At 71.2% G+C, this 21,435-nt stretch carries 20 protein-coding genes and 1 riboswitch; of the genes, 10 read left to right on the top strand and 10 right to left on the bottom strand.

From position 1 onward, the window contains the following. The first annotated feature begins 289 nt into the window (after nt 1–289). From EDF19_RS12860 to EDF19_RS12850, 3 genes are read left to right on the top strand one after another with little or no spacing between them, the layout of a single operon-like run. Nucleotides 290–802: a MarR family winged helix-turn-helix transcriptional regulator gene (locus tag EDF19_RS12860; RefSeq protein WP_185022830.1), complete on the top strand. Its 513-nt coding sequence runs from the start codon at nt 290–292 to the stop codon at nt 800–802. Beyond that, nucleotides 799–2,148 carry a deoxyribodipyrimidine photo-lyase gene (locus tag EDF19_RS12855; RefSeq protein ID WP_123681264.1) on the top strand — a complete coding sequence of 450 codons (1,350 nt, stop codon included), beginning with the start codon at nt 799–801 and terminating at the stop codon, nt 2,146–2,148. Before EDF19_RS12860 ends, EDF19_RS12855 begins: the two co-directional genes overlap by 4 nt. Further along, nucleotides 2,145–3,626, top strand: a complete 1,482-nt coding sequence (locus tag EDF19_RS12850) for a serine hydrolase (protein WP_123681263.1) — start codon at nt 2,145–2,147, stop codon at nt 3,624–3,626. Before EDF19_RS12855 ends, EDF19_RS12850 begins: the two co-directional genes overlap by 4 nt. Before the next feature lie 18 nt (nt 3,627–3,644). Here the strand turns inward: EDF19_RS12850 and EDF19_RS12845 are convergent, their stop codons facing one another. Then, entirely contained in the window at nt 3,645–4,616 is a 972-nt protein-coding gene (locus tag EDF19_RS12845; protein ID WP_123681262.1) for a carbohydrate kinase family protein, read from the bottom strand. Between the two features lie 138 nt (nt 4,617–4,754). Between EDF19_RS12845 and EDF19_RS12840 the strand changes: the two genes are divergently transcribed. Further along, entirely contained in the window at nt 4,755–5,330 is a 576-nt protein-coding gene (locus EDF19_RS12840) for a hypothetical protein (RefSeq protein WP_123681261.1), read from the top strand. Nucleotides 5,331–5,427: 97 nt separating this feature from the next. Here EDF19_RS12840 and EDF19_RS12835 read toward each other — a convergent pair whose 3' ends face one another. The 5 genes from EDF19_RS12835 to EDF19_RS12815 all read right to left on the bottom strand — a co-directional run bounded on the left by EDF19_RS12835 (nt 5,428) and on the right by EDF19_RS12815 (nt 11,692). Continuing rightward, on the bottom strand, nt 5,428–6,042 hold the full coding sequence (locus EDF19_RS12835; RefSeq protein WP_111084300.1) for a superoxide dismutase: 615 nt from the start codon (nt 6,040–6,042) through the stop codon (nt 5,428–5,430). A gap of 44 nt (nt 6,043–6,086) precedes the next feature. After that, nucleotides 6,087–6,596, bottom strand: coding sequence for a flavin reductase family protein (locus EDF19_RS12830; RefSeq protein ID WP_123681260.1), 510 nt, complete (start codon nt 6,594–6,596; stop codon nt 6,087–6,089). Nucleotides 6,597–6,906: 310 nt separating this feature from the next. Next, nucleotides 6,907–8,481 carry an MFS transporter gene (locus EDF19_RS12825; protein ID WP_260217156.1) on the bottom strand — a complete coding sequence of 525 codons (1,575 nt, stop codon included), beginning with the start codon at nt 8,479–8,481 and terminating at the stop codon, nt 6,907–6,909. A gap of 164 nt (nt 8,482–8,645) precedes the next feature. Next, nucleotides 8,646–9,677, bottom strand: a complete 1,032-nt coding sequence (locus EDF19_RS12820; RefSeq protein ID WP_123681259.1) for a LacI family DNA-binding transcriptional regulator — start codon at nt 9,675–9,677, stop codon at nt 8,646–8,648. Further along, nucleotides 9,656–11,692, bottom strand: a complete 2,037-nt coding sequence (locus tag EDF19_RS12815) for an aldo/keto reductase (RefSeq protein WP_123681258.1) — start codon at nt 11,690–11,692, stop codon at nt 9,656–9,658. Before EDF19_RS12815 ends, EDF19_RS12820 begins: the two co-directional genes overlap by 22 nt. A gap of 202 nt (nt 11,693–11,894) precedes the next feature. Between EDF19_RS12815 and EDF19_RS12810 the strand changes: the two genes are divergently transcribed. The 5 genes from EDF19_RS12810 to EDF19_RS19190 all read left to right on the top strand — a co-directional run bounded on the left by EDF19_RS12810 (nt 11,895) and on the right by EDF19_RS19190 (nt 16,028). Next, nucleotides 11,895–13,205, top strand: coding sequence for an ABC transporter substrate-binding protein (locus EDF19_RS12810; RefSeq protein ID WP_260217154.1), 1,311 nt, complete (start codon nt 11,895–11,897; stop codon nt 13,203–13,205). After that, nucleotides 13,202–14,236, top strand: a complete 1,035-nt coding sequence (locus tag EDF19_RS12805; protein ID WP_123681257.1) for a carbohydrate ABC transporter permease — start codon at nt 13,202–13,204, stop codon at nt 14,234–14,236. The genes EDF19_RS12810 and EDF19_RS12805 overlap by 4 nt, the downstream gene beginning before the upstream one ends. Beyond that, on the top strand, nt 14,233–15,147 hold the full coding sequence (locus EDF19_RS12800; protein ID WP_123681256.1) for a carbohydrate ABC transporter permease: 915 nt from the start codon (nt 14,233–14,235) through the stop codon (nt 15,145–15,147). The genes EDF19_RS12805 and EDF19_RS12800 overlap by 4 nt, the downstream gene beginning before the upstream one ends. Before the next feature lie 95 nt (nt 15,148–15,242). Beyond that, complete coding sequence (locus tag EDF19_RS12795; RefSeq protein WP_123681255.1) at nt 15,243–15,791, top strand: TetR/AcrR family transcriptional regulator; 549 nt, start codon at nt 15,243–15,245, stop codon at nt 15,789–15,791. A gap of 66 nt (nt 15,792–15,857) precedes the next feature. Continuing rightward, on the top strand, nt 15,858–16,028 hold the full coding sequence (locus EDF19_RS19190) for a hypothetical protein (protein ID WP_159574085.1): 171 nt from the start codon (nt 15,858–15,860) through the stop codon (nt 16,026–16,028). A gap of 91 nt (nt 16,029–16,119) precedes the next feature. On the opposite strand, the gene ribH is transcribed toward EDF19_RS19190, so the two are convergent. From ribH to EDF19_RS12780, 3 genes are read right to left on the bottom strand one after another with little or no spacing between them, the layout of a single operon-like run. Next, nucleotides 16,120–16,599, bottom strand: coding sequence for a 6,7-dimethyl-8-ribityllumazine synthase (gene ribH / locus EDF19_RS12790; RefSeq protein ID WP_123681254.1), 480 nt, complete (start codon nt 16,597–16,599; stop codon nt 16,120–16,122). Further along, complete coding sequence (ribB, locus tag EDF19_RS12785) at nt 16,596–17,285, bottom strand: 3,4-dihydroxy-2-butanone-4-phosphate synthase (RefSeq protein ID WP_123681253.1); 690 nt, start codon at nt 17,283–17,285, stop codon at nt 16,596–16,598. Before ribB ends, ribH begins: the two co-directional genes overlap by 4 nt. Beyond that, entirely contained in the window at nt 17,285–17,938 is a 654-nt protein-coding gene (locus tag EDF19_RS12780; RefSeq protein ID WP_123681252.1) for a riboflavin synthase, read from the bottom strand. Before EDF19_RS12780 ends, ribB begins: the two co-directional genes overlap by 1 nt. Before the next feature lie 90 nt (nt 17,939–18,028). Continuing rightward, nucleotides 18,029–18,163: riboswitch (FMN riboswitch) on the bottom strand. Between the two features lie 592 nt (nt 18,164–18,755). On the opposite strand from EDF19_RS12780, the gene EDF19_RS12775 reads away from it, so the two are divergent. Next, on the top strand, nt 18,756–19,286 hold the full coding sequence (locus tag EDF19_RS12775; RefSeq protein WP_123681251.1) for an AAA family ATPase: 531 nt from the start codon (nt 18,756–18,758) through the stop codon (nt 19,284–19,286). 61 nt (nt 19,287–19,347) lie between these two features. On the opposite strand, the gene EDF19_RS19185 is transcribed toward EDF19_RS12775, so the two are convergent. Then, on the bottom strand, nt 19,348–21,363 hold the full coding sequence (locus tag EDF19_RS19185; protein ID WP_185022829.1) for a cell wall anchor protein: 2,016 nt from the start codon (nt 21,361–21,363) through the stop codon (nt 19,348–19,350). Between the last annotated feature and the right edge of the window lie 72 nt (nt 21,364–21,435).

Genomic DNA, 21,435 nt, shown 5'->3' with positions numbered 1-21,435 from the left:
CTAGCGTGCCGTTACCGCTTCGTTATACAGTCGTTCGTGCAGACGGTGTTTGCTGTGGCACCGCCTGCGGAATGTGATTGCAGGACACTCTTGGTGCAAGGGAGAGGGCCGGTCGCTCGGAAGAGCGGCCGGCCCTCGTGCATGTCGGAACTGCTCCGGTCATGCAAGGGAGAGGGCCGTCCATCAGGCAACTGGTGGGCGGCCCTCGTGCACGTCCTGGGCACGTCGCACACCCCTGTCGGGAGCCGTCGGTAGTGTGGACGGACCGTACGAGCAGAGGGAGTTGACCGTGAGCGAGTCACGTCGCAGCGAGAAGGCGACTGCCGTCGCGGCCTGGGAAGCACTGTTCCGCGCCCAGGTGAGCGTGATGCGCAGTCTCAACGCCGACTTCCCCGGCGACGACATCTCGTTCAACGAGTACGACGTCTGCTTCAACCTCTCGACGCAGCCCGGCCGTCGTTGTCGGATGCGCGAACTCACCGGTCACCTGCTCCTGACCCAGCCGAGCGTCAGCCGCCTGGTCGACCGACTCCTCGCCCGCGGCATCGTCGAGAAGCAGCCGGACCCGACCGACGCCCGCGGCGTGATCGTGGCCCTCACCCCGCACGGTTTCGACGTCTACCGCCAGGTCGCGGTGCAGCACGCCGCCAGCATCGCGCAGCAGGTCGGCGCCGGTCTCTCGGACGCCGAGCTCCGCACCCTCACCGAGCTCTGCACGAAGCTCCGGGCCGCCGTCACGACCCCGCCCGCGCGCCGTCCCGTCACCAGGTCGGTGACCGAGCCGGACACGGCCACGGTGTGAGCGGCGCACTCGTCTGGCTCCGCGACGACCTGCGGCTCGCCGACAACCCCGCGCTGCGCGCCGGGATCGACCACGGTGGTGACGTCACGGTCGTGTACGTCCTCGACGAGGACTCCCCCGGCGTCCGCGCGATCGGTGCCGCCAGCCGGTGGTGGCTGCACCACTCGCTGACCGCGCTGGACGGCGAGCTTCGTGACCGCGGATCGCGACTCGTCCTCCGGCGCGGGGCCGCTGCCGCCGAGATCGACCGGCTCGTCGCCGACACCGGTGCCGACGCCGTGTTCTGGAACCGCCGGTACGGCGCGGCCGAACGCGACATCGACGCCGGCATCAAGTCGGCGCTGCACGACCGCGGGATCGAGGCGCACAGCTTCGCCGCCAACCTGCTCTGGGAACCGTGGACGGTGCTGACCGGGCAGGGCGAGCCGTACAAGGTCTTCACCCCGTTCTGGAACGCCGCCCAGGCCATGCCAGAGCCCCGCCACCCGCTGCCGGAGCCACGCGACCTGCCCCCAGCCGCTGCCGTCGACGGGGACTCCCTCGACGACTGGACGCTGCTGCCCACGAAGCCGGACTGGGCCGAGGGCCTCCGCGACTCCTGGGAGCCCGGGGAGCACGGCGCCCACCGGCAGCTCGAGCACTTCGTCGAGCACGCCCTCGAGGACTACGATCAGCGCGACGAGCCGGCGACGGAGGCCACGAGCGGGCTCTCCCCGTACCTGCGGTGGGGCGAGATCAGTCCGTACCAGGTGTGGCACCGGCTGCACGGGCGACTCGAACCCGAACAGCGCAAGCACGCGGCCGCGTTCCTCCGACAGCTCGCGTGGCGCGAGTTCAACTGGAACGAGTACTTCCACTGCGACGACATCGCGACGGTGAACGTCCGGCGGGGCTTCGACGCGTTCCCGTGGCGTGACGTCACCGACGACGAGCTCGACCGCTGGAAGCAGGGCATGACCGGGTTCGACCTCGTCGACGCCGGCATGCGCGAGCTCTGGCACACCGGTGTCATGCACAACCGTGTGCGCCTGGCGGCAGGCAGTTTCCTGGTCAAGAACCTGCTGGTCGACTGGCGGGTGGGCGAGCGGTGGTTCTGGGACACCCTCGTCGACGCCGACGCCGCGAACAACCCGGCGAACTGGCAGTGGGTCGCGGGCTCCGGGTTCGACGCCGCACCGTACTTCCGGGTGTTCAACCCCGACCGGCAGCTCGAGCGGTTCGACCCGCACCGCGAGTACGTGCACCGGTGGGTGCCGGCCGACGAACTCCGACCCGAGCCGATGGTCGACCTCAAGGCCACGCGGCAGCGCGCGCTCGACGCCTACGAGCAGATGCGCCGGTCATGACCGAGCTCCCTCCGGCCGTCCACGACGTCGTCGAGCAGGTCGACGCGGTGTTCCGTGACCGTGTCGAGCGCGGCACCGCTCCGAGCAGTGTCTGGGGCGTCTTCGACCGCTCCGGCCTGATCGCTTCCGGTGGGCACGGCGACCGCGGCGACGGACTCCGGCCGGACGCCGACACCGTGTACCGGATCGCGTCCTGCACGAAGAGCGTCACGGCGGCGACGCTGCTGACCCTGGTCGCCGACGGCCGCCTCGACCTCGACGCCCCGATCACCGCCTTCGTGCCGGCGTTCGGTGCGGTCGCACTGCCGACGCCGGACTCCCCCGTCCCGACCGTCCGGATGCTGCTCACGATGTCCGCCGGGTTCCCCACCGACGACCCGTGGGCCGACCGGCAAGAGTCCATCAGCGACGCCGAGCTCGACGAGGTCCTGCGTGGCGGACTGCTGTTCGACACGGTCCCGGGCACACGCTTCGCCTACTCGAACCTCGGCTACGCGTTGCTCGGTCGCGTCGTCGCGGTCGTCGCAGGTCGCCCGTTCCCCGAGGTCGCGCGCGACACCGTCCTGCGGCCGCTCGGCCTCGACGACACGGTGTTCAGCGCCACCGAGACGCGCGGGTTCGTCGTCACCGGGTTCCGCCCGCACGAGGGCGACTGGGAACCGCTCGGCATGACCGGCCCCGGCGCGTTCTCGTCGATCGGCGGCCTGTTCTCCACGGTGCGCGACCTCGCGCGGTGGGCGACGCACCTCGGTTCGGCGTTCGCGGACCGTCCCGAGCCGGGTCCGGTGTCGCCAGCCGACCGACGGCTCATGCAGCAGGCGATGCGCGTCGTGCCGCCGTCGGTGGTGGCCGGTTCGACCCGTGCGACCGCGTACGGGTTCGGACTGTTCGTCGAACAGGACGACCGCCACGGCGAGCTCGTGTCGCACTCCGGCGGGTACCCCGGGTTCTCGGCCCACATGCGGTGGTCCGTGCGTGACGGCCTCGGTGTCGTCGCGTTCGAGAACGCCACCCAGGCGAAGGTATCCGTCGCCACGGTCCAGGCGCACGACATCCTGCTCCGCGCGACCGTGGGCACGCGGACCGCCTCCGGCGCCGACGCGACCACCGGCTCGACCGACGGCGCGCGCGTCGCCCCCGGCGCCGACGCGACCACCCGTGCCACGCGGGCGGCGCAGGTGGCCGTGACGCGCCTCCTGGCCGACTGGCGCGACGACCTGGCGGACGCGATCTGCACGCCGAACGTGGCGATGGACGTTCCGTACGACCGCCGGCGCCGCGCGGTCGCCGCGGCCATCGCGTCCGTGCACGCCGACCTGTCGGCACCGCCGGTCGACGAGCAGTCCCTCGCGCCCTCGCACCTGCGGTGGTGGATCCCCGGTGCCTGCGGACGGCTCCGCGTCGAGATCCGCCTCGCACCGTCCGCCGCCGGACTGGTCCAGACCCTGCACGTCACCGCCGAGCCCAGCGAGCAGTGACCGGGACGCGGTCCCCGCTCAGACCGGCGGTCGGCCGCCGACGAACCCGAGCGCCCGCGCGGCGACCCGCGTCCCCTCGCGTGCTGCCGCGCCGACGCGCACCGGGTCGGTCGCCCACGCGCGGACGAACCCGGCGGCGAAGGCGTCCCCGGCACCGATGGTGTCGACGACCGTCGCCGGGGTCGCGTGGACCCGCTGCACGCTCCGCCCCCGCCGACCGATGAGCACGCCGTCGACGCCGACCGTGACGACGACGAGCGGGACGTGCGCGGTGAGTCGTCGCACGGCTTCGTCGAGGTCGGTCGTCCCGGTGAGTTCGAGTGCTTCCTGCCGCCCCGGGAACAGCACGTCGACCCCGTCGAGTGCGGCCAGGAGCTCAGTGGCGCCGACCGCCCGGATCACTGCGGACGACGAGGGGTCCAGCGAGACGCGCGCCGACCCGCTCCGGGCGCACGCGACGAGGTCGGCGACCCGCTCGGCACCGCCGCCGAGCATGCCCGCACCGGTGAGGTGCACGATGTCGGCGCGGGACAGGACGTCCGTCGGGACGTCGTCCACGCGGATGGCGCCGCTGGCGGCCGGGTCGGACATCGCCGTCCGTCCGCCGTCGTTCCGCACCGACACGACGACACCGGTGGAGGTCATCGCGTCGTAGCGCAGGTGGGCACGGACCCCGGCGTCCTCGAGGGCGCGTTCGTGCCGGTAGACGTCGTCCACACCGACGCGTGAGACCAGGTCGACCTCGGCGCCGAGCCACCCGAGCCACGCGGCCGTGTTGCCGGCCGCTCCCGCCGGCCGGTGCCGGATGACCGCTGCCGGGTCGTGGATGCCCATGGTGTGCGCCGTGGTGTGGACGAGGATCCCGTCCAGGACGTCGCCGACGACGAGGAACCGTTTCCCGGCGCCACGACGGCGGCCCGCGACCACCCGCCCGGCACGGGTCCCCTCGAGCCGTGACAGGGGCTCGGAGCCCTCGTGCGGCATGGACATCGCAGACAGTCTACGTGGACGCGAGCAAATCTCCGTTTTCACGGTGGGATCGGGGCTGTTCGCGGCACGCAACCGTTGATATACTCAAGGACAGTATGTGAACGGTCGAGCGACCGCCGCGCCCACGACGGAGATGCCATGCCCAGGAAGCCCGACCCGACCTTGAAGCCCGCGATCATCGAGAAGGTCACCCAACACCTGCTCGACACCAAGGTCGAGGACGTGTCGGTACGCAGTCTCGGCCGGGTCCTCGGCACGAGCGCCTACCCGATCGTCTACCACTTCGGCACCCGCGAAGCCCTCATCGACTCCGTCGTCGACCACCTCGCCGAGTCCGTCTCCGCCGCCCCGCTCGACCCCACCGCCGACCGGCACGCCCTCGCCGAGCACCTCGTCGCGACGTTCGGCGGACTCGACGAACCACGACGGTCGCTCGCCGCACGGCTCACCTTCGAGCTCGGCTCGGTCGAGGCGCTGGACGGCCGCGATCGCGAACACGTCCACCACCGAGCGCACGTCGCCGCGATCGCCGCCTGGTGCCTCGAGCACGGCTACGACCGGGCCGACGCCGAGCACGCGGCAGCCGACGCCGTGACCGCTGCCCGTGGCACGCAGTGGAGCACCATCGTCGACCGTGAGCACACCGACACCGATGCCACGCTGCGCGCCATCGCGGACGAGCTCGTCGCGGGCGCGGAGTACCAGACCGCCTGATCGCGCCCACGCGGGACGGGCTGTGGTCCGGACCGACGACGAACGGGAGGCACGGTGCCAGCTGGCACCGTGCCTCCCGTTCGTCAGATCAGGTGGTTCAGAGCGTCACGAAGGACTGCGACTTCGCGTTCGCGAAGCGGGCAGCGACGTTCTCCCAGTCGACGATGTTCCACACGGCCTTGACGTAGTCCGCCTTGACGTTGAGGTAGTCGAGGTAGAAGGCGTGCTCCCACATGTCGAGCAGGAAGATCGGCACGAGACCGAACGGCACGTTGGCCTGCTGGTCGAAGAGCTGGAAGGTGGTCAGCTTCTGGCCGACGGTGTCCCAGGCCAGGACGGCCCAGCCGGAGCCCTGGATGCCGTTCGCGACCGCGGCGAACTGCGCCTTGAAGGTGTCGAACGAGCCGAAGAACTCGTCGATCGCCGCGGCGAGCTCGCCCTCGGGGACCTTCGTGTCCGGGCCGAGGTTGGTCCAGAAGATCGAGTGGTTGACGTGGCCACCGAGGTGGAAGGCCAGGTCCTTCTCGAGCTTGTTGATCGCACCGAAGTTGCCCGACTCGCGCGCTTCGCCGAGCTGCTGCAGCGCGGTGTTCGCACCGGTGACGTAGGCCTGGTGGTGCTTGTCGTGGTGCAGCTGCATGATCTTGCCGCTGATGTGCGGCTCGAGTGCGGCGTAGTCGTACGGCAGCTCCGGCAGGGTGTACTCAGCCATGTGAGGTCCTTTCGATCAGTGGGTTGCGGACTTGGCTCCGCGGCTCACGAGAGCCGGGAACGATCGGAGAGGGAGTGGAATTCCCGGTTGTGGTAGACCAGCGGCTCGCCGTGCTCGAGACCGACGACGATGTCGAGGACCTCGGCGACGACGACGGTCGAGGACCCGATCGGCGTCGTGGAGAGCGGGCGGCAGCGCAGGGCGCTGGCGGCGCTGGGCAGGTAGTGGTCGCCGGAGGGCAGCGTGCCCCAGATCGGGTCGTCGGCGGCGGGACTGCCGGTGGACGCGAACCGTCGGGCCAGCGCGACCCCGAGGGAGTCGACGAGGTGCACGACGAAGATCGGTGCACCGAGCACGGCTCCGGCGGACCCGGAGTTGGTGGACAGGGAGAACACGAGCACCGGCGGGTCGATCGCGACGCTGGCGACGCTCGAGGCGGTGAGCCCGGTCGGGCCGTCCGGTCCCTCGGCGGTGATGACGGCGACGCCGGCAGGGTGACCGCGGAACGCGGCCTTGTACGCGTCGGCGATGGTCGCGGGGGCTTCGTCGGGCATGGAGATCGTGGTCGTTCCTTCGCGAGGGTTGTGCCGCCGCTGCTGGGCGGCCACGTCCCAACGTATGACCTCAACCATGGTTGAGGTCAACGATTCACAGGTTCGGCCGCTCCCGGGCGCGCCGTGTGACCTCGCGTGACGCGTCCGACCGCGGGAACGCGGGACTTCGTGAGCAGAAGAACGCGGGACTTCGTGAGCAGAAATGGTCGGGTCACGTGGCGTGACCCGACAATTTCTGCTCACGAAGCGCAGCGCCGCGCAGCGGGCGCAGCGGGCGCAGCGCGGCGAGCGCAGCGCGCCGCGCAGCGCGTCAGCGGCGCTTCAGCATCACGACGGCGCCCGCTGCCGCGACGACCATGAGCACGGCCGCGACACCCGCGGTGATCGTCACACCGGAGTCGAACGCGGCCCGAGCCGACTCGAGGAGCGCCTGCCCGGCACCGCCGCCGAGCTGGGCAGCCGCCGTCACCGCGCCACCGAGGGTCTCCTGGGCAGCGACGTGCGCCGACGAGGACAGCCCGTCCGGCACCGCGACGTGCGCCCGGTAGGTCGTGGCGAGGATCGTCCCGAGCACCGCCGTGCCGAGCACCGCACCGATCTCGTACGCCGTCTCGGACATCGCCGACGCCGCTCCGGCCTTGTCCGCCGGGGCCGTCGAGATGATGAGGTCGTTCGTGACGGTCTCGGACGCGCCGATGCCGATGCCGAGCAGGACGAACGCGAACGCCAGCGCCGCGATCGACGCGTGGTGCCCGAGGACCGCCACGAGCGCGTACGCCGCCGCCGAGAACAGCAGGGACACCGACACGACCCAGCGCGGGGCGACCCGGGCGACGACGGGCACCACCGCGAGCCCGGCGACGATCGTCAGCACCGATCCCGGCACGAGCACGATGCCGGAGGTGAACGGGTCGAGCCCCGCGACGAGCTGCAGGTGCTGCGCGATGAAGAACAGGAACCCGGTGAGCGAGAACATCGCCATCAGGTTCATGAGCACGCTGCCGGTGAACGCCGTGCTGCGGAACAGCCGGAGGTCGAGCATCGGCGTGCGGGACCGCAGCTGCCGGCGGACGAACGCGATGCCGCACACGACGCCGACGGCGAGCATGGCGACGGCGAACCCGCGCTCCTCCGGGTGCACGACCGACTTGATCGCCCACGCGGTCGGGGCGAGCGCGCCGAGGGAGAGGAACATGCTCGGCACGTCGACGGGACCGGGCTTCGGGTCACGTGACTCCGGCACGCAGAACGGCACCCCGACGAGCATCACGACCAGGATCGGGACCGCCACCAGGAACACGCTGCCCCAGTGGAAGTGCGCGAGGAGCACTCCGCCCACGAGCGGACCGAGGGCGTTCCCCGCGGCGAACATCGTCGACCAGACGGCGAGCGCCATCCGTCGCTCCCCCGCGTCGACGAAGACGTTGCGGATGATCGAGAGCGTGGCGGGCATGAGCATCGCGCCGAACACGCCCATCGCGATCCGGGCGGCGACGAGCATCCACGCGTCCGTCGAGAACGCGGCGGCGACCGAGAACAGTGCGAAGCCGGAGGCGCCGACCACCAGGATCCGACGCCGGCCGATCCGGTCGCCGATGCTGCCCATCACGACGAGCAGGCCGGCGAGGACGAGCGGGTACGCGTCGACGATCCAGAGTTGCGTGGTCGCGTCCGGGTTGAGCGCTCGGGAGATCGAGGGCAGCGCGAAGCTCAGCACGGTGTTGTCCACCGAGATGAGCAGCACCGGCAGCATCAGCACGGCGAGCGCCAGGAACCGACGGGCGCGGCTCCCGGTGACGCGGGTGGCGACGGGGCTGGTGAGCAGTGCGGACACGGCGGACTCCTGGGACTTCGAGCCGGACCAGGTCGACGGCGGGCGGTGCATGGGGCAGACGAGACGGGACGCGGGATGGACACGCGCCCCGTCAGGACTCCGTTAGTGTACCGTCCGGACGGTGATGGTTGCAAATGCAACCAAGAGACGGTCTGGAGGCGCGGTGCCAGCCCGCACCGCGCCTCCAGGCCGTGTCCTGGGTCGCGTTCTCGGACCTACGCCGATTCGCGGAGCAGCAACCGGTGGCGGACCGTGCGCTCGACGGCCGCGCCGGAGCGCGGCAGCTCGCCGGCGAGCATGCCGAGCGCGAGGTCGAGGGCCTCGCGCGCGACGGCGTCGAGGTCGACCGCCAACGTCGTCAGCATCGGCGACACCAGTGCGCCGAGCGGCAGGCCGTCGACTCCGACGACCCGTACCTGACCGGGGACGTCGACGCCCGCGCGGCGGCAGGCCTGCAGCACGCCGAGCGCCATCACGTCGTTGAAGGCCAGGATCGCGTCGAGCCGGCGCTTCCGAGCCAGGATCCGCACGGTCTCCTCGGCACCGCACTCGGCCGTGCCGTGCGGCGCGTGCACGAGCTCAGGCAGGTAGCCGCGGCGCCGCAGGGCGTCCAGCATGAGCAGGCCGCGCGCGCTCGTGTGGTCGGGCGTCGAGTTGTCGAGCACGACCGGGTGCCGGACCCCGGTCGCCACCAGGTGGTCGGCGAGGGCTTCGATCGCGTCGGCGGGGTCGATCCACACCGCTGCCGTCGGTGGGTCGGAGGACGGGTCGAGCTCGACCATCGGCACGTTGCCGAGGAGCTCGCTCCACCGGTGCCGGCGCGAGCCGAGGTAGCCGATGACCACGTCGGTCTGCGCCCCGAGCGCCTGGACCATCCGGTCGGCGTCGCTCGCCAGGTCGACGTCGGCGAGCATGACGTTCCACCCCTGCTCGGCGGCGAGCCGGAACACGGCGGACGCGAGCTGGGGTGTGTACGGGTTCCGCAGGTCGTTCACGACGAGCCCGAGCTGGTGCTCGCCGCCGGTGACCAGCCCGCGGCCGAACCGCGACGGCCGGTAGTCGAGCGACGCCGCGACCGCGAGGACACGCTCCTTCGTGGTCGCGCTGATGCCGGGCATGCCGTTCATCGCGCGGGTGACGGTCTGCCGGGAGACCCCGGCGGCCGCGGCGACGTCGATGATCGTCGCGCGGCCGCCAGGGTGCGGGCCGTCCGGGGGCGACTGGGTCAGTCGCGGAGGTCCAGCCATGCCACCTGCTCGGGAGAGAGTTCGACGGAGAGGCCCGTCATCGAGGAGCGGGCTTCGGCGATCGTACGCGGTCCGAAGAGCGGGAACGTCGGGAACGGCTGGTTGAGGACGTACGCCAGGGCGATCGCGGTGGCCGGGACACCGAACTGCTCGCCGAGCTCCCGCGCGCGACGCAGCCGCTCGAAGTTCTCGTCGGAGTAGTAGCAGCGCACGAGCTCGGCGTCGCTGGTGTCGTCCGGCCGCGCACGCCCGGTGAAGAAGCCGCGCGCCTGGGACGACCACGGCAGCAGGGGAACCTGGCGCTCCTCGAGCCACGCCTTCGAGGCCGCGTCGGTCGCGTGCTCGCAGCCGTCCCACGGCACGTCGTACGCCTCGGCGAGCCCGAAGTGGTTGCTGAGGACCTCGAACTCGTGCTTGCCGTTGGCCCGTGCGTAGGCGTTCGCCTCGTCGAAGCGCGCGGGGGTCCAGTTCGACCCGCCGTACACGCGGATGCGGCCGGCTCGTCGGTGCTCGTCGAGGACGTCGACGAACTCCCCCACCGGGATGTCCGGGTTGTCGCGGTGCATCATGTAGATGTCCGCGTAGTCGGTGCCCTGGCGTTCCAGGCTCTCGAGCAGCTGCTTCGTCAGCGACTCCGGGTCGCAGAACGGCGTGTGCGCGCCCTTGGTGATGACCACGACGTCCTCGCGGACCCCGCGGTTCTGGATCCACTTGCCGAGACGGCCCTCGAGCACGCCGCCGCCGTAGATGTAGCCGGTGTCGAAGACGTTGCCACCCTGCTCGACGAACAGGTCGAAGATCGCGCTGGCGTGCGCCAGGTCGGGCTGGTTGTCGACGCCCATCACCAGGCGCGACAGCCGCTTGCCGACACCCGGGATCTCGCCGTACTTCATGGGGTTGCCGTCCTGCACCCGGAGCGGCCGACCGCTCACCGTGGGGATGTCGGCGGACTCGGCCTCGAACGGGTAGCGCAGGCCGATCGCGGCGCGCCACTTGTCGAGGGTGCGGGCGGTGGCGAGCGACTCGTCGATCGTCATCTGTGCTGCCTCGACCGCACCGGCACGCAGGGCGTCGGTGGTGGCGTCGGCCTCGCGGGCGTAGGGGTGCTCGCCGGCGAAGGACAGGGTGCGCGGGTCCTCGTCGACGGTGCGGACCTCGATGGTCGGGTCGGCACCGAGGGTCCACGGGTCGGTGAGCACGATGCGACCACGTGTGCCGTACACCGCGACGGCGTTGTCGTCCTGCACGAAGACCCCGGTGCGGACGGAGGCGGTGATGCCGCCCTTGTACGTCAGCTGCGCGACGGTCCACTCGTCGACACCGGTCGGTCCGATCGTGCCGCTGGCGGTGAGCTCCGTCGGCTCGGCGACGGCGACACCGGTGGCGGCCTGCACGATCGCGGCGGCCATCGTCACCGGGTACCCGCCGACGTCGAGGATCCCGCCGCCGGCCGTGTCGACGTCGAAGAGCCGGCCGGCCCGCTCGCCGGTGCGGAACGCGAACGAGGCGTCGATGTGGGTGACCTCACCGATCGCGCCGTCCCGCACCAGGTCGAGCAGTGCGGCGGTCTGCGGGTGGAAGCGGTACATGAACGCCTCGACCAGCGGCAGGCCGGCCTGGCGCGCGGCGTCGGCGAGGGCCATGGCGGTGCCGTGGTTCGGGGCGAGCGGCTTCTCGCACAGCACGGCCTTGCCGGCCTCGAGCGCAGCGAGGACGAGCTTCGCGTGCCCGGTGTGGACGGTGGAGACGTACACGGCGTCGACGCGCGGGTCGGCGAGGACCTCGTCGTACGTCGCAGCGGAGACGTCGGCGAACCCGAGCCCCGCGGCTTCGTCGGCGAATGTCTGCGCCCGGTCGGTGGAGGAGCTGCCGGCCGCCACCAGGGTGCCACCGCTCGCGGGCAGCTGGGAGAGGAAGCGGCGGGCGATGCCCCCGGGGCCGAGGACGGCCCAGCCGGGGCGGTCGGCGGCCGTCGGAGTCGGGGTGCTGGCGGTGTTCGCGGTCTGCGCTGACATGCGGATCCTTGTCGTCTCGTGAACCTTCACGGTCACGAAGACGCTAGTGCCACACGCCCGGCGGATCAATGTGGATGTGCTTGACACGGCGTGTCTCACAGAGGATGCTCTGGACCACTTCGTGAGCGTTCACGGTCGAACGCTCCGGGGACCCGATATCGCTGTGTCCAACCCGATCTCAACGACGAGAGCAGGTAGTTTCGTGACGTCATCTCCATCGATCAGTCTCAGCAGGCGGGGGTTCCTCGCCGGCGCAGGTGCACTCGGTGCCCTCGCCACCACCGCACTGTTCGCCGGGTGCTCGACCGGCACCGCCATCTCCAAGGACCCCGACGAGCTCGTCCTCTGGTACTGGAACCGGTCGCTCGACCCGAAGTTCCTGCGGCAGGCCGCCGGGGGGATCGCCGGGCAGGGGTCCAAGCGGCTCCGCCCCGACCTGATCGGCGGCGCCTCGTACGACACCAAGTTCCGGACGGCGCTCGCCGGGAACGCGTTCATCCCCGACGTGCTGATGGTGAACTCGAACTGCTGGCTCTACTTCCCCGACGAGGACCTGTTCACGGACTTCGACGACCACGGCGGCGCGGCGAAGCGGGACGAGTACTACGACTGGAAGAGCGCGCTCGGCCGGACGCCGAGCGGCCGGCAGTGCTTCTGGCCGGTCGACACCGGACCGACCGGCTTCTTCTACCGGCAGGACGTCCTGGCGAAGGCGGGGCTGCCGATCGACCCGGACGAGGTCTCCGACGCGATCGCGACGTGGGACTCGTTCCGCTCCTTCGGCGCGAAGATCCGGAAGGGTGCGGACGCCGCGACGGTCATCACCGCCAACCAGCTCTTCAACCAGTACATCTACGCAAGCCCCACGCGGTACTTCGACCGCGATGACCAGCCGGTCTTCGAGCAGGACGACAGCTCGGTGCGGCAGGCGTGGGAGAACGCCGTCGCCTGCGTCCGTTCCGGCCTCACCGGCAACCTGCAGTCCGGCACCGACCAGAACGCCGGGTGGGTGTCCGGCCGGGTCGCGGGACAGATCGAGGGCGCGTGGTGGACGCAGGTCATCCACGACACCGCGCCCGACGCCGCCGGCAAGTGGCGGGTCGCCCGGCAACCGGATCGGCCGGGCAACAGCGGCGGCTCGTTCCTCGCCGTCCCGAAGACCTCGAAGGACCCGGCCGCGGCCGCCGCGTTCGCGCAGTGGATCACCTCGCCCGAGGTGCAGTCGCACACGTACAACGACATCCAGCTGTTCCCCTCCACCCAGGCGTCGTTCGACAACGAGATCATGCAGAAGCCCGGCGACTACTTCGGCGACCAGGACCCGCTGGCGTTCTTCAACGCCTCGGCGATGGACGTCCCGGTGACGTACATCTCGAACTCCGAACGGTTCATCGGCGCGTTCGCGACCGAGATCACGAACGTCGAGGCCGGGGGCAAGGACCCGGACCGCGCCTGGCAGGACGCCGTCGACCAGACCAACCGGGTCCTCGACAAGCGAGGAGTCCGCGCATGAGCACCAAGCAGGCACCACCGACCACGAGCATCCCCGCGGTCGTCGGGACCCCGACGTCCTCCATCACCACCGCCGCGACCGGCAAGCGGTTCGGGCTCCGCCGGTTCTGGCCGCAGTACGTCGCGATCGCGCCGTTCTACGTGCTCTTCCTGGTGTTCGGGCTGTTCCCGATCGTGTTCTCGATCGTGTTGTCGTTCACCGACTGGGACGGGGTGGGCTCCCCAGCGTTCGTCGGTCTGGCCCAGTACCAGTACCTGCTCGGCGACCCGCGGTTCTGGAACGCCGTCGGCAACACGTTCCTCATCTGGATCATGTCGACCATCCCGATGCTCTTCCTCGCGCTCGTGCTCGCGTTCCTGCTGCACGGCAACATCCGGGCCAAGGGCTTCTACCGCGTCGCGTTCTTCGTGCCGAACGTCACGAGCATGGTCGCGATGGCGATCGTCTTCGGATCGGTGTTCTCCGACGGCTTCGGACTCGTGAACGCCGCACTGCGCGCACTCGGAGCGGATCCGGTCGGGTGGCTGTCCTCGTACTGGGGCGTCAAGGTCACGATCTCGGTGATGGTGATCTGGCGCTGGACGGGCTACAACGCGATCATCTACCTGGCCGGACTGCAGGCCATCTCCACGGAGTTGTACGACGCCGCGAAGGTCGACGGCGCGAACGCGTGGCAGATCTTCTCGCGCATCACCGTTCCGCTCCTGCGCCCGGTGATCCTGTTCACCCTCATCACGTCGACGATCGGTGGCCTTGGCCTCTTCACGGAGCCGCAGATCCTGTTCAACGGACAAGCGGTGGGCGGCCCAGACGAAGCCGGCATGACGATCGTGCTCTACCAGTACGAACAGGCGTTCAACCAGTTCGACTTCGGGTACGGCTCGGCCATCGCCTGGGTGCTGTTCCTGTTCTCCGTGGTGTTCGCGATCATCAACTGGCGTCTGCTCAGTGAACGCGACGGCCTGAAGACCCCACGACGACTCCGCGCGCCCCGCACCGTCCGCACCAGCACGAAGGGGGTCGACGCATGACCGCGACACCGACCACGACGACGACCAACACCGCCGCGGCACTCGGGCGACCGGGGGCGGCGGGGAACGACCGTGGCCGCGGGTTCCGCCGCGGCTGGCTCGGGACCGCCGTCACGCACCTCTGCCTGATCGTCGGGGTGCTGCTGTCGATCTTCCCGTTCTGGTGGCTGCTCGTGATGTCGACGTCCACGAACGCCGAGATCTTCGGGTACCCGCCGTCGCTCTGGTTCGGGGACAACGCCCTCGCGAACGTGGCGTCCGTGTTCAGCAACGTCGACATGCTGCGGGCGCTCCTCAACACGGTGCTCGTGGCCGGCAGCACGGCTGTCCTGGTCATGCTGTTCGACTCGCTCGCCGCGTTCGCGTTCGCGAAGTACGAGTTCCCCTTCAAACGGACGCTGTTCACGGTCATGCTCGCCACGTTCCTGGTGCCGGGCAGCCTGTCGCTGGTGCCGAGCTTCGTGCTCATGGCGCACCTCGGGTGGATCGGTGGCCTGCAGGCGCTCATCATCCCGGGGGCGGCGAACGCGTTCGGCATCTTCCTGCTCCGGCAGTTCGCCACCTCGTCGATCCCGAACGAGGTCATCGACTCGGCACGGGTGGACGGAGCGGGCTTCTTCCGGACCTGGTGGGCGGTGGCGGTCCCGATGCTCCGTGGAGGCCTCGCGTTCCTCGGCATCTTCACCTTCATCACCGCCTGGAACGACTACGTCTGGCCGCTCATCGTCCTCATCGACCCGAAGGGGCAGACCCTGCAGGTGGCCCTGGCCGGACTGAGCTCGGTGAACGCGACCGACCTCGGGGCGGTGATGGCCGGAGCCGTGATCAGCGTGTTCCCGCTCATCGGCGTGTTCATCATCGGCTCGCGGCACTTCATCGCCAACATCGCCGCCGGAGCGCTGAAGGGCTGAACGGCCGAGCACCCCGACCGGCAGGGTGCAGGCGTCGCGGGACGGCCCGCGACGCCTGCACCTGCTCGTGCGCAACTCCTCCTAGACTCGTGCGCATGGCCAGTGCCCGCGACCGCGTCCTCGACAGCTTCGTCGCCATCGTGTGCGAGGAAGGCGAGCGTCCCGCCACGCTCGACGCCGTCGCCGCACGAGCGGGCGTCTCCAAGGGCGGACTGCTGTACCACTTCGGTTCGAAGGCCGCACTGGTCGAGGGCCTCTGCGAGCGGCTCTCCGACCTCTCCGCGATCGACGTCGACCGCATGGCCGACGCCGAGGACGGCGCCGCCCGGTACTTCGTCCGCAACTGCCTCTTCGTGGGCAGCGAGCTCGACCTCGCGCTCCTCGCCGCCAGCCGCCTGCAGCAGGCGGGGTACGAAGAGGCCGGCCGGACCCTGGACGACACCGAGAACGCCTGGCTCGCGACCCTCGTCGACGCCCTCGGCGACGAGCCGACCGCGCAGGCCGTCAAACTCCTCGGCGACGGGCTGTACCACCAGGCCTCCCTCGGTGCCGCGAGCGACGGGCGACCGAAGCGCAGCACCGTCGACATGGAGGCGCTGCTCGGCGTCGTCGACCGCCTGATCGCGACGAAGCCCGGCGCGTGAACGACCATCCCCGTTCCTGGGGATAGACTTGGCGTCGTTCCACTCGTCGACACCCGGAGGTATCCCGTGGGCCGCGTCATCGCCGCTGTTTTCTCGATCCTGCTGCTGCTGGTGTCGATGTACCTGTTCGGGTTCGCGTTCCAGGTCGACTCCGGCCAGGCGTTCATCTTCATGGGCGGCCTGATCCTGATGACCCTCTCGTTCTTCCTGCCGATCCACGTGTTCGGCAAGCGGTAACCAGCCCGCACCATGCAGAACGGCCCCGCACCTCTCGAGGTGCGGGGCCGTTCTGCGTGCCAGCGCCGTGTCGGGAACCAGGTTCCGCGCGCTACGCGAGGACGCGCAGCGCGCGGAGCGTCACCGCCGTCGCGACCGCGGCGTGCACGGCCTCGGCACCCTTGTCCTCCTTCGACCCTGGCAGGCCCGCCCGGTCGAGTCCCTGCTGCTCGTCGTCCAGCGTGAGCACACCGAACCCGACGGGCTTGCCGGTGTCGATCGCCACGCGGGTGAGCCCGCTCGTGGCAGCGTCGGAGACGTACTCGAAGTGCGGGGTGCCGCCGCGGATGATCACGCCGAGCGCGACCGCCGCGTCGAAGCCCGCCTCGAGCGCGGTCTTCGCGACGACGGGCAGCTCGAAGCTGCCCGGGACGGGGATGACCTCGGCGGTGGCGCCGAGCCGTTCGACCTCGCGCTGTGCCCCGGCGAGGAGCCCCGCCGCGATGGTGTCGTGCCACTGTCCGGCGACGATGGCCACCCGGATCCCGGTGCCGTCGACGGGGTCGCGGTCTGCCGCGCCTGCTCCGCTCATCGTGTCGTTCCTTCCGTGGGCGCGGCAGCTGCTGCCGCTGCCCGGTCTGCCGCGTCCAGCCACTCGACGAGGGCGGCGATGGTGATGACGGGCACGCCCTCGCGCGCCCCGAGTGCGACGAGCGCCGGCAGCCGCATCATGCTGCCGTCCTCGTCGACGATCTCGCAGATCGCCGCAGCGGGCCGGAGCCCTGCTGCCGTGACGAGCTCGATCGCTGCTTCGGTGTGGCCCGCACGCTCGCGGACCCCGCCCGGTCGGGCGCGCAGGGGCACCACGTGGCCGGGTCGGTGGAGGTCGTCCCGCACGGACCCCGGGTCGGCGAGGACCCGCAGCGTCCGGGCACGGTCGTGCGCACTGATGCCGGTGGTCACCCCGACGGCGGCGTCGACCGTCACCGTGTAGGCGGTGCCGCGGACGTCCTCGTTGTGCTGGACCATCGGGGGCAGGTCGAGTGCGTCCGCGATCGCGGCGCTGACCGGGGCGCAGATGAACCCCGACGAGTGCGCGACGGTCCACGCGATCCACTCGGGTGTCGCGAGTTCCGCCGCGAGGATGACGTCCCCCTCGTTCTCGCGGTCCTCGTCGTCGACGACGATCACCGGGCGCCCGGCCGCCACCGACGCGATCGCGTCCTCGATGCTCGAAGGAGCGAGGGTCTGCGGGACCGAGCCGATCTCGGCGACCATCACCGGGCCTCCGATCCGACGCTCTCCAGCGGACGCGCGGCGGCGTCGAGCCGGAGCATGCGCCGGACGTGTCGTGCCAGGACGTCGGTCTCGACGTTCACGCGGTCGCCGGGGACGCGTGCACCGAGGGTCGTTGCCTCGAGGGTCTCCGGGATGAGGTTCACCTCGAACCACGCGGCTGACGGATCGGTGTCCTCGGACGAGACCGCACTCACGGTGAGGGAGACGCCGTCGAGTGCGATGGACCCCTTGTCGACCACGAGCGGGCTGAGCTCGGGCGTGAGCGCGAACCGCACCCGCCGCCAGCCGTCTCCGTCCGCCGTCTCGAGCACCGTCGCGGTGCCGTCGATGTGCCCCTGCACGATGTGCCCGCCGAGGCGGTCCCCGACCGACGCCGCGCGCTCGAGGTTGAGGCGGTCCCCCACCTGGAGCGAACCGTGGGCGCTCATGTCGAGCGTCTGCTTCATGACGAAGGCCGTGAAGGTCTCCGGGGTCTGCTCGACGACGGTCAGGCAGACGCCGCTCGTGGCGATGGAGTCGCCGTGGTGGGCGTCCTGCAGGACGATCGGACCGCGGACGGTGAGCGCGACGGAGTCGCCGTGCTGCTCGACGGCGGTGACGGTGCCGAGTTCCTCGATGATGCCGGTGAACACTGGTGTCCTCTCAACGGGACTCCGGGGGCGTTCGACGATCGTCGGCATCGACGGACGGGTCGCGCCACACGAGTGGTCACGTCTCGTCCGCCAGCGCGCCTCCCATCCGGACTTTCACCGTCGGTCCCGGAGTTTCACCGGATCAACATCTGGCGGGTCTGCACCCGTCGTCAGTTCGTGGACTGTCACCACCGGTTCGGACTTGCACCGACCCCGGAGCGCTTGCGTAGTCCGAACGATACCCCACACCCATGACGGTGACGTTGCGCCGGTCGCGCCGGCGTAACGGGGCGTCGCGGGGGTTGCGGGCGCGGTGCGGTGCCGGTGCGGGTGCGGGTGCGTCGGCGTCGGTGCCGGTGCCGGTCGCCGGTCGCCGGTGCCGTTGCCGGTGCCGGTCGCCGGTCGCCGGTGCCGTTGCCGGTGCCGGTCGCCGGTGCCGTTGCGTCGGTGCCGGCCGCCGCGGCGTCGGCAGCCTCGGCCTCGGCCTCGGCAACTTTCGGCCCGGCCGACAGTTCACGGCCTCCGGTGCCCACGAACTGTCGGCGGGGTTGCACCCCGTCTCGGGCGTTGCGCCCCGACTCTTCGGGGCGCGATGCCCGTGGCGGGGCGCAACAGGCGCGGGCCCGGGGCGCGTCCGCCGCTCGGCAAGCATCCGATGGTGGCCGAGTCGTCGCCGGATCGTGACTGGCCGACCGACCCCGATGAGGCATGCTCGTCTCGTGCGGAACCCTCGGCTCATCACGACGGCGGGCGAATGCCTGGCGCTACTCCCCCTCCTCGCGGCGTGCGTCGCTGACGATCCCAGCGAGGCCTGGCAGTGATCGTCTGGCTGAACGGGACGCACGGGGCGGGGAAGACGACGACGAGTCGCCTCCTGCAGCCGCTCCTCCCTGGCTCGCAGGTGCTCGACGCCGAGAAGATCGGCGAGGTCCTGATGGACGTCCGACCCGGGTTGCCCACGACGGACAACTTCCAGCACTGGGACCCGTGGCGGCCACTCGTGGTCGAGACCGCTCGACGCGTGCACGAGTACATCGACGGGCCGCTCATCATGCCGATGACGGTCCTGGTCGAGGCGTACTGGCGGGAGATCAGCGCCGGTCTCGAGTCCTACGGCGTCCCCGTCCGGCACTTCGTCCTCCACGTCGACGGTCCGACGCTCGTCGAGCGGATCCAGAACGACCCGTACATGGGTCCGTCGGTGTTCCGGAAGGCGTACGTCGACGCCTACGCGGAAGCGGCGCGAACGTGGCTGCACGACGAGGCCGAGGTCGTCGACGCGACGTCGGTCCCGGCTGACGAGGTCGCGCAGCGGATCGCGGCCGAGGTAGTCGGTCGCGCCCAGTAGCCAGTTGCCCGGCGCGGCGATGAGGGGCGCCGCAGGTGCGGCGTCCCTCATCGACCTCCGGTCAGTGCCGACGACGGAGCACGAGCGTGCCCGCTCCGGCGAGGAGCAGCAGCAGCGCGAACCCGGCGGGGACGACCGGCGAGGTCGCTCCCGTGTAGGCGAGCTCGGTCGCCCCGGTGCCGGCGGCGGCAGCTGCCACCGTGTCGGCCATCGTGCTGGCGATGGTCGCGACGCCGCTGGTCACGGCGGTCGTGGTGGCCACCACACCGGCCGGGGAGGCACCGGTCGCGCCGTCGACGCCGGTCGCGGTCGCGGGGGTCGTCACGATGCCGGGCGTGGTGCCGTTGCCGGCACCGTTCCCGTCACCAGGCGTGGTGCCCGGGTCGGTGCCGTCACCAGGCGTGGTGCCCGGGTCCGTGCCGTCACCAGGCGTGGTGCCCGGGTCCGTGCCGTCACCAGGCGTGGTGCCCGGGTCCGTACCGTCGCCGGGCGTGGTGCCCGGGTCCGTGCCGTCACCAGGCGTGGTGCCCGGGTCCGTGCCGTCACCAGGCGTGGTGCCCGGGTCCGTGCCGTCGCCGGGCGTGGTGCCCGGGTCGGTGCCGGTGGCCGGGGTCGTGGTGCTCGTGCCGTCACCGACGATGCCGATCCCGTTGCCACCGATGGTGATCGGGAGGCTGAGCACCGGAGTGACCTGGGTGCCGGAGAGGACTCCGTCATCGCCGCTGGCGGTGCCACCGGTCGTCGGGGTCGTGCCGGTGCCACCAGCAGCAGGCGTGGTGCCCGTGCTCATGCCGTCACCGAGCAGCCCGATCCCGTTACCACCGACCGTCACGGGAACCGAGACCACCGGAGTGACCTGCGTCCCCGACGCCGTACCGTCCGAACCATCCGTCGTCGAACCACCAGCAGCCGGAGCCGAACCGGTGCCGGTGCCGGCACCAGCAGCAGGCACCGAGCCCGCCGAGGTCCCGTCACCGAGCAGCCCGATCCCGTTGCCACCGACCGTCACGGGAACCGAGACCACCGGAGTGACCTGCGTCCCCGACGCCGTACCGTCCGAACCATCCGTCGAACCACCAGCAGCCGGAGCCGAACCGGTTCCGGTGCCGGCACCAGCAGCAGGCACCGAGCCCGCCGAGGTCCCGTCACCGAGCAGCCCGATCCCGTTGCCGCCGATCGTCACCGGGACGTCGACCAGACCGCCGATCTGCGTGCCGGAGAGGAGCCCGTCCTCGCCGGACGTGCTGACCGGGGTCGCGGAGCCGTTGGCGGGCGTCGAGGCCGCCGGAGCTGCCGGCGCGGAACCCGTTGCCGAACCGTCGCCGAGGACGCCGATCCCGTTGCCGGAGACCGTCACCGGGACCGACACGGTCGGGGCGACCTGGGTGCCCGAGGCGGTGCCGTCCGAGCCCGACGTGCTCGAGCCCGAAGCGACCGGCTCCGCCGGAGCAGCAGCCGGAGCAGCAGCGGGCGTCGAGGTCGACACCGCATCACCACCGACGGCCACGGCGTTGCCCGAGGCGGTCACCGGCGCGGTCACGTCACCGGCCACCTGCGTGCCGGAGGCGATCCCGTCCGACCCCGAGGTGCTCGGCGCCGAAGCCGCCGAAGCAGCCGAAGCAGCCGAAGCAGCCGAAGCAGCCGAAGCAGCAGCGGGCGTCGAGGTCGACACCGCGTCGCCACCGACGGCCACCGCGTTGCCGGAAGCCGTCACCGGCGCGGTCACTTCCGGCACGACCTGCGGGCCGGATGCCGTGCCGTCCTGCCCCGACGTGGTCGCGGCGGGAGCGGCAGGAGCGGCAGGAGCGGCAGGAGCGGCAGGAGCGGAGGGAGCGGCGGGAGCGGAGGGAGTCGCTGCCGCCGCGGGCGTGGTCACCGACGACACCGCGTCGCCGAGCAGCCCGAGGGCGTTGCCCCCGATGGACACCGGGGCGTCCACGGCGGGGGCGATCTGTGTTCCTGACACGGCGCCGTCTGCGCCGGAGGTCGTGGCCGCGTTCGCCGCAGCCGTCCCTCCGAGCGTGAGGCCGCCGACGAAGAGGGCGAACCAGAGCCCTCTCGAGACGTACTTGTTCATGGTCGTTGCTCCTGATCGAGATCTGTGACCGATCGCGGTCGCGATCGGTGGGCATGCCTGCCGTGTCGGACA

It is taken from the genome of Curtobacterium sp. PhB115 (genome assembly GCF_003752025.1).
In the GTDB taxonomy this organism is placed as follows: domain Bacteria; phylum Actinomycetota; class Actinomycetes; order Actinomycetales; family Microbacteriaceae; genus Curtobacterium.
This window is presented reverse-complemented; position numbering and strand designations above follow the sequence as displayed.

Coding starts and splice junctions, on each gene's coding strand:
- EDF19_RS12815 (WP_123681258.1), bottom strand. CDS start 11,692: ATGTCAGCGCAGACCGCGAACACCGCCAGCACCCCGACTCCGACGGCC.
- ribB (WP_123681253.1), bottom strand. CDS start 17,285: ATGGTCGCCGAGATCGGCTCGGTCCCGCAGACCCTCGCTCCTTCGAGC.
- EDF19_RS12850 (WP_123681263.1), top strand. CDS start 2,145: ATGACCGAGCTCCCTCCGGCCGTCCACGACGTCGTCGAGCAGGTCGAC.
- EDF19_RS12840 (WP_123681261.1), top strand. CDS start 4,755: ATGCCCAGGAAGCCCGACCCGACCTTGAAGCCCGCGATCATCGAGAAG.
- EDF19_RS12825 (WP_260217156.1), bottom strand. CDS start 8,481: ATGCACCGCCCGCCGTCGACCTGGTCCGGCTCGAAGTCCCAGGAGTCC.
- EDF19_RS12830 (WP_123681260.1), bottom strand. CDS start 6,596: ATGCCCGACGAAGCCCCCGCGACCATCGCCGACGCGTACAAGGCCGCG.
- EDF19_RS12835 (WP_111084300.1), bottom strand. CDS start 6,042: ATGGCTGAGTACACCCTGCCGGAGCTGCCGTACGACTACGCCGCACTC.
- EDF19_RS12820 (WP_123681259.1), bottom strand. CDS start 9,677: ATGGCTGGACCTCCGCGACTGACCCAGTCGCCCCCGGACGGCCCGCAC.
- EDF19_RS12795 (WP_123681255.1), top strand. CDS start 15,243: ATGGCCAGTGCCCGCGACCGCGTCCTCGACAGCTTCGTCGCCATCGTG.
- ribH (WP_123681254.1), bottom strand. CDS start 16,599: ATGAGCGGAGCAGGCGCGGCAGACCGCGACCCCGTCGACGGCACCGGG.
- EDF19_RS12845 (WP_123681262.1), bottom strand. CDS start 4,616: ATGTCCATGCCGCACGAGGGCTCCGAGCCCCTGTCACGGCTCGAGGGG.
- EDF19_RS12805 (WP_123681257.1), top strand. CDS start 13,202: ATGAGCACCAAGCAGGCACCACCGACCACGAGCATCCCCGCGGTCGTC.
- EDF19_RS19185 (WP_185022829.1), bottom strand. CDS start 21,363: ATGAACAAGTACGTCTCGAGAGGGCTCTGGTTCGCCCTCTTCGTCGGC.
- EDF19_RS12800 (WP_123681256.1), top strand. CDS start 14,233: ATGACCGCGACACCGACCACGACGACGACCAACACCGCCGCGGCACTC.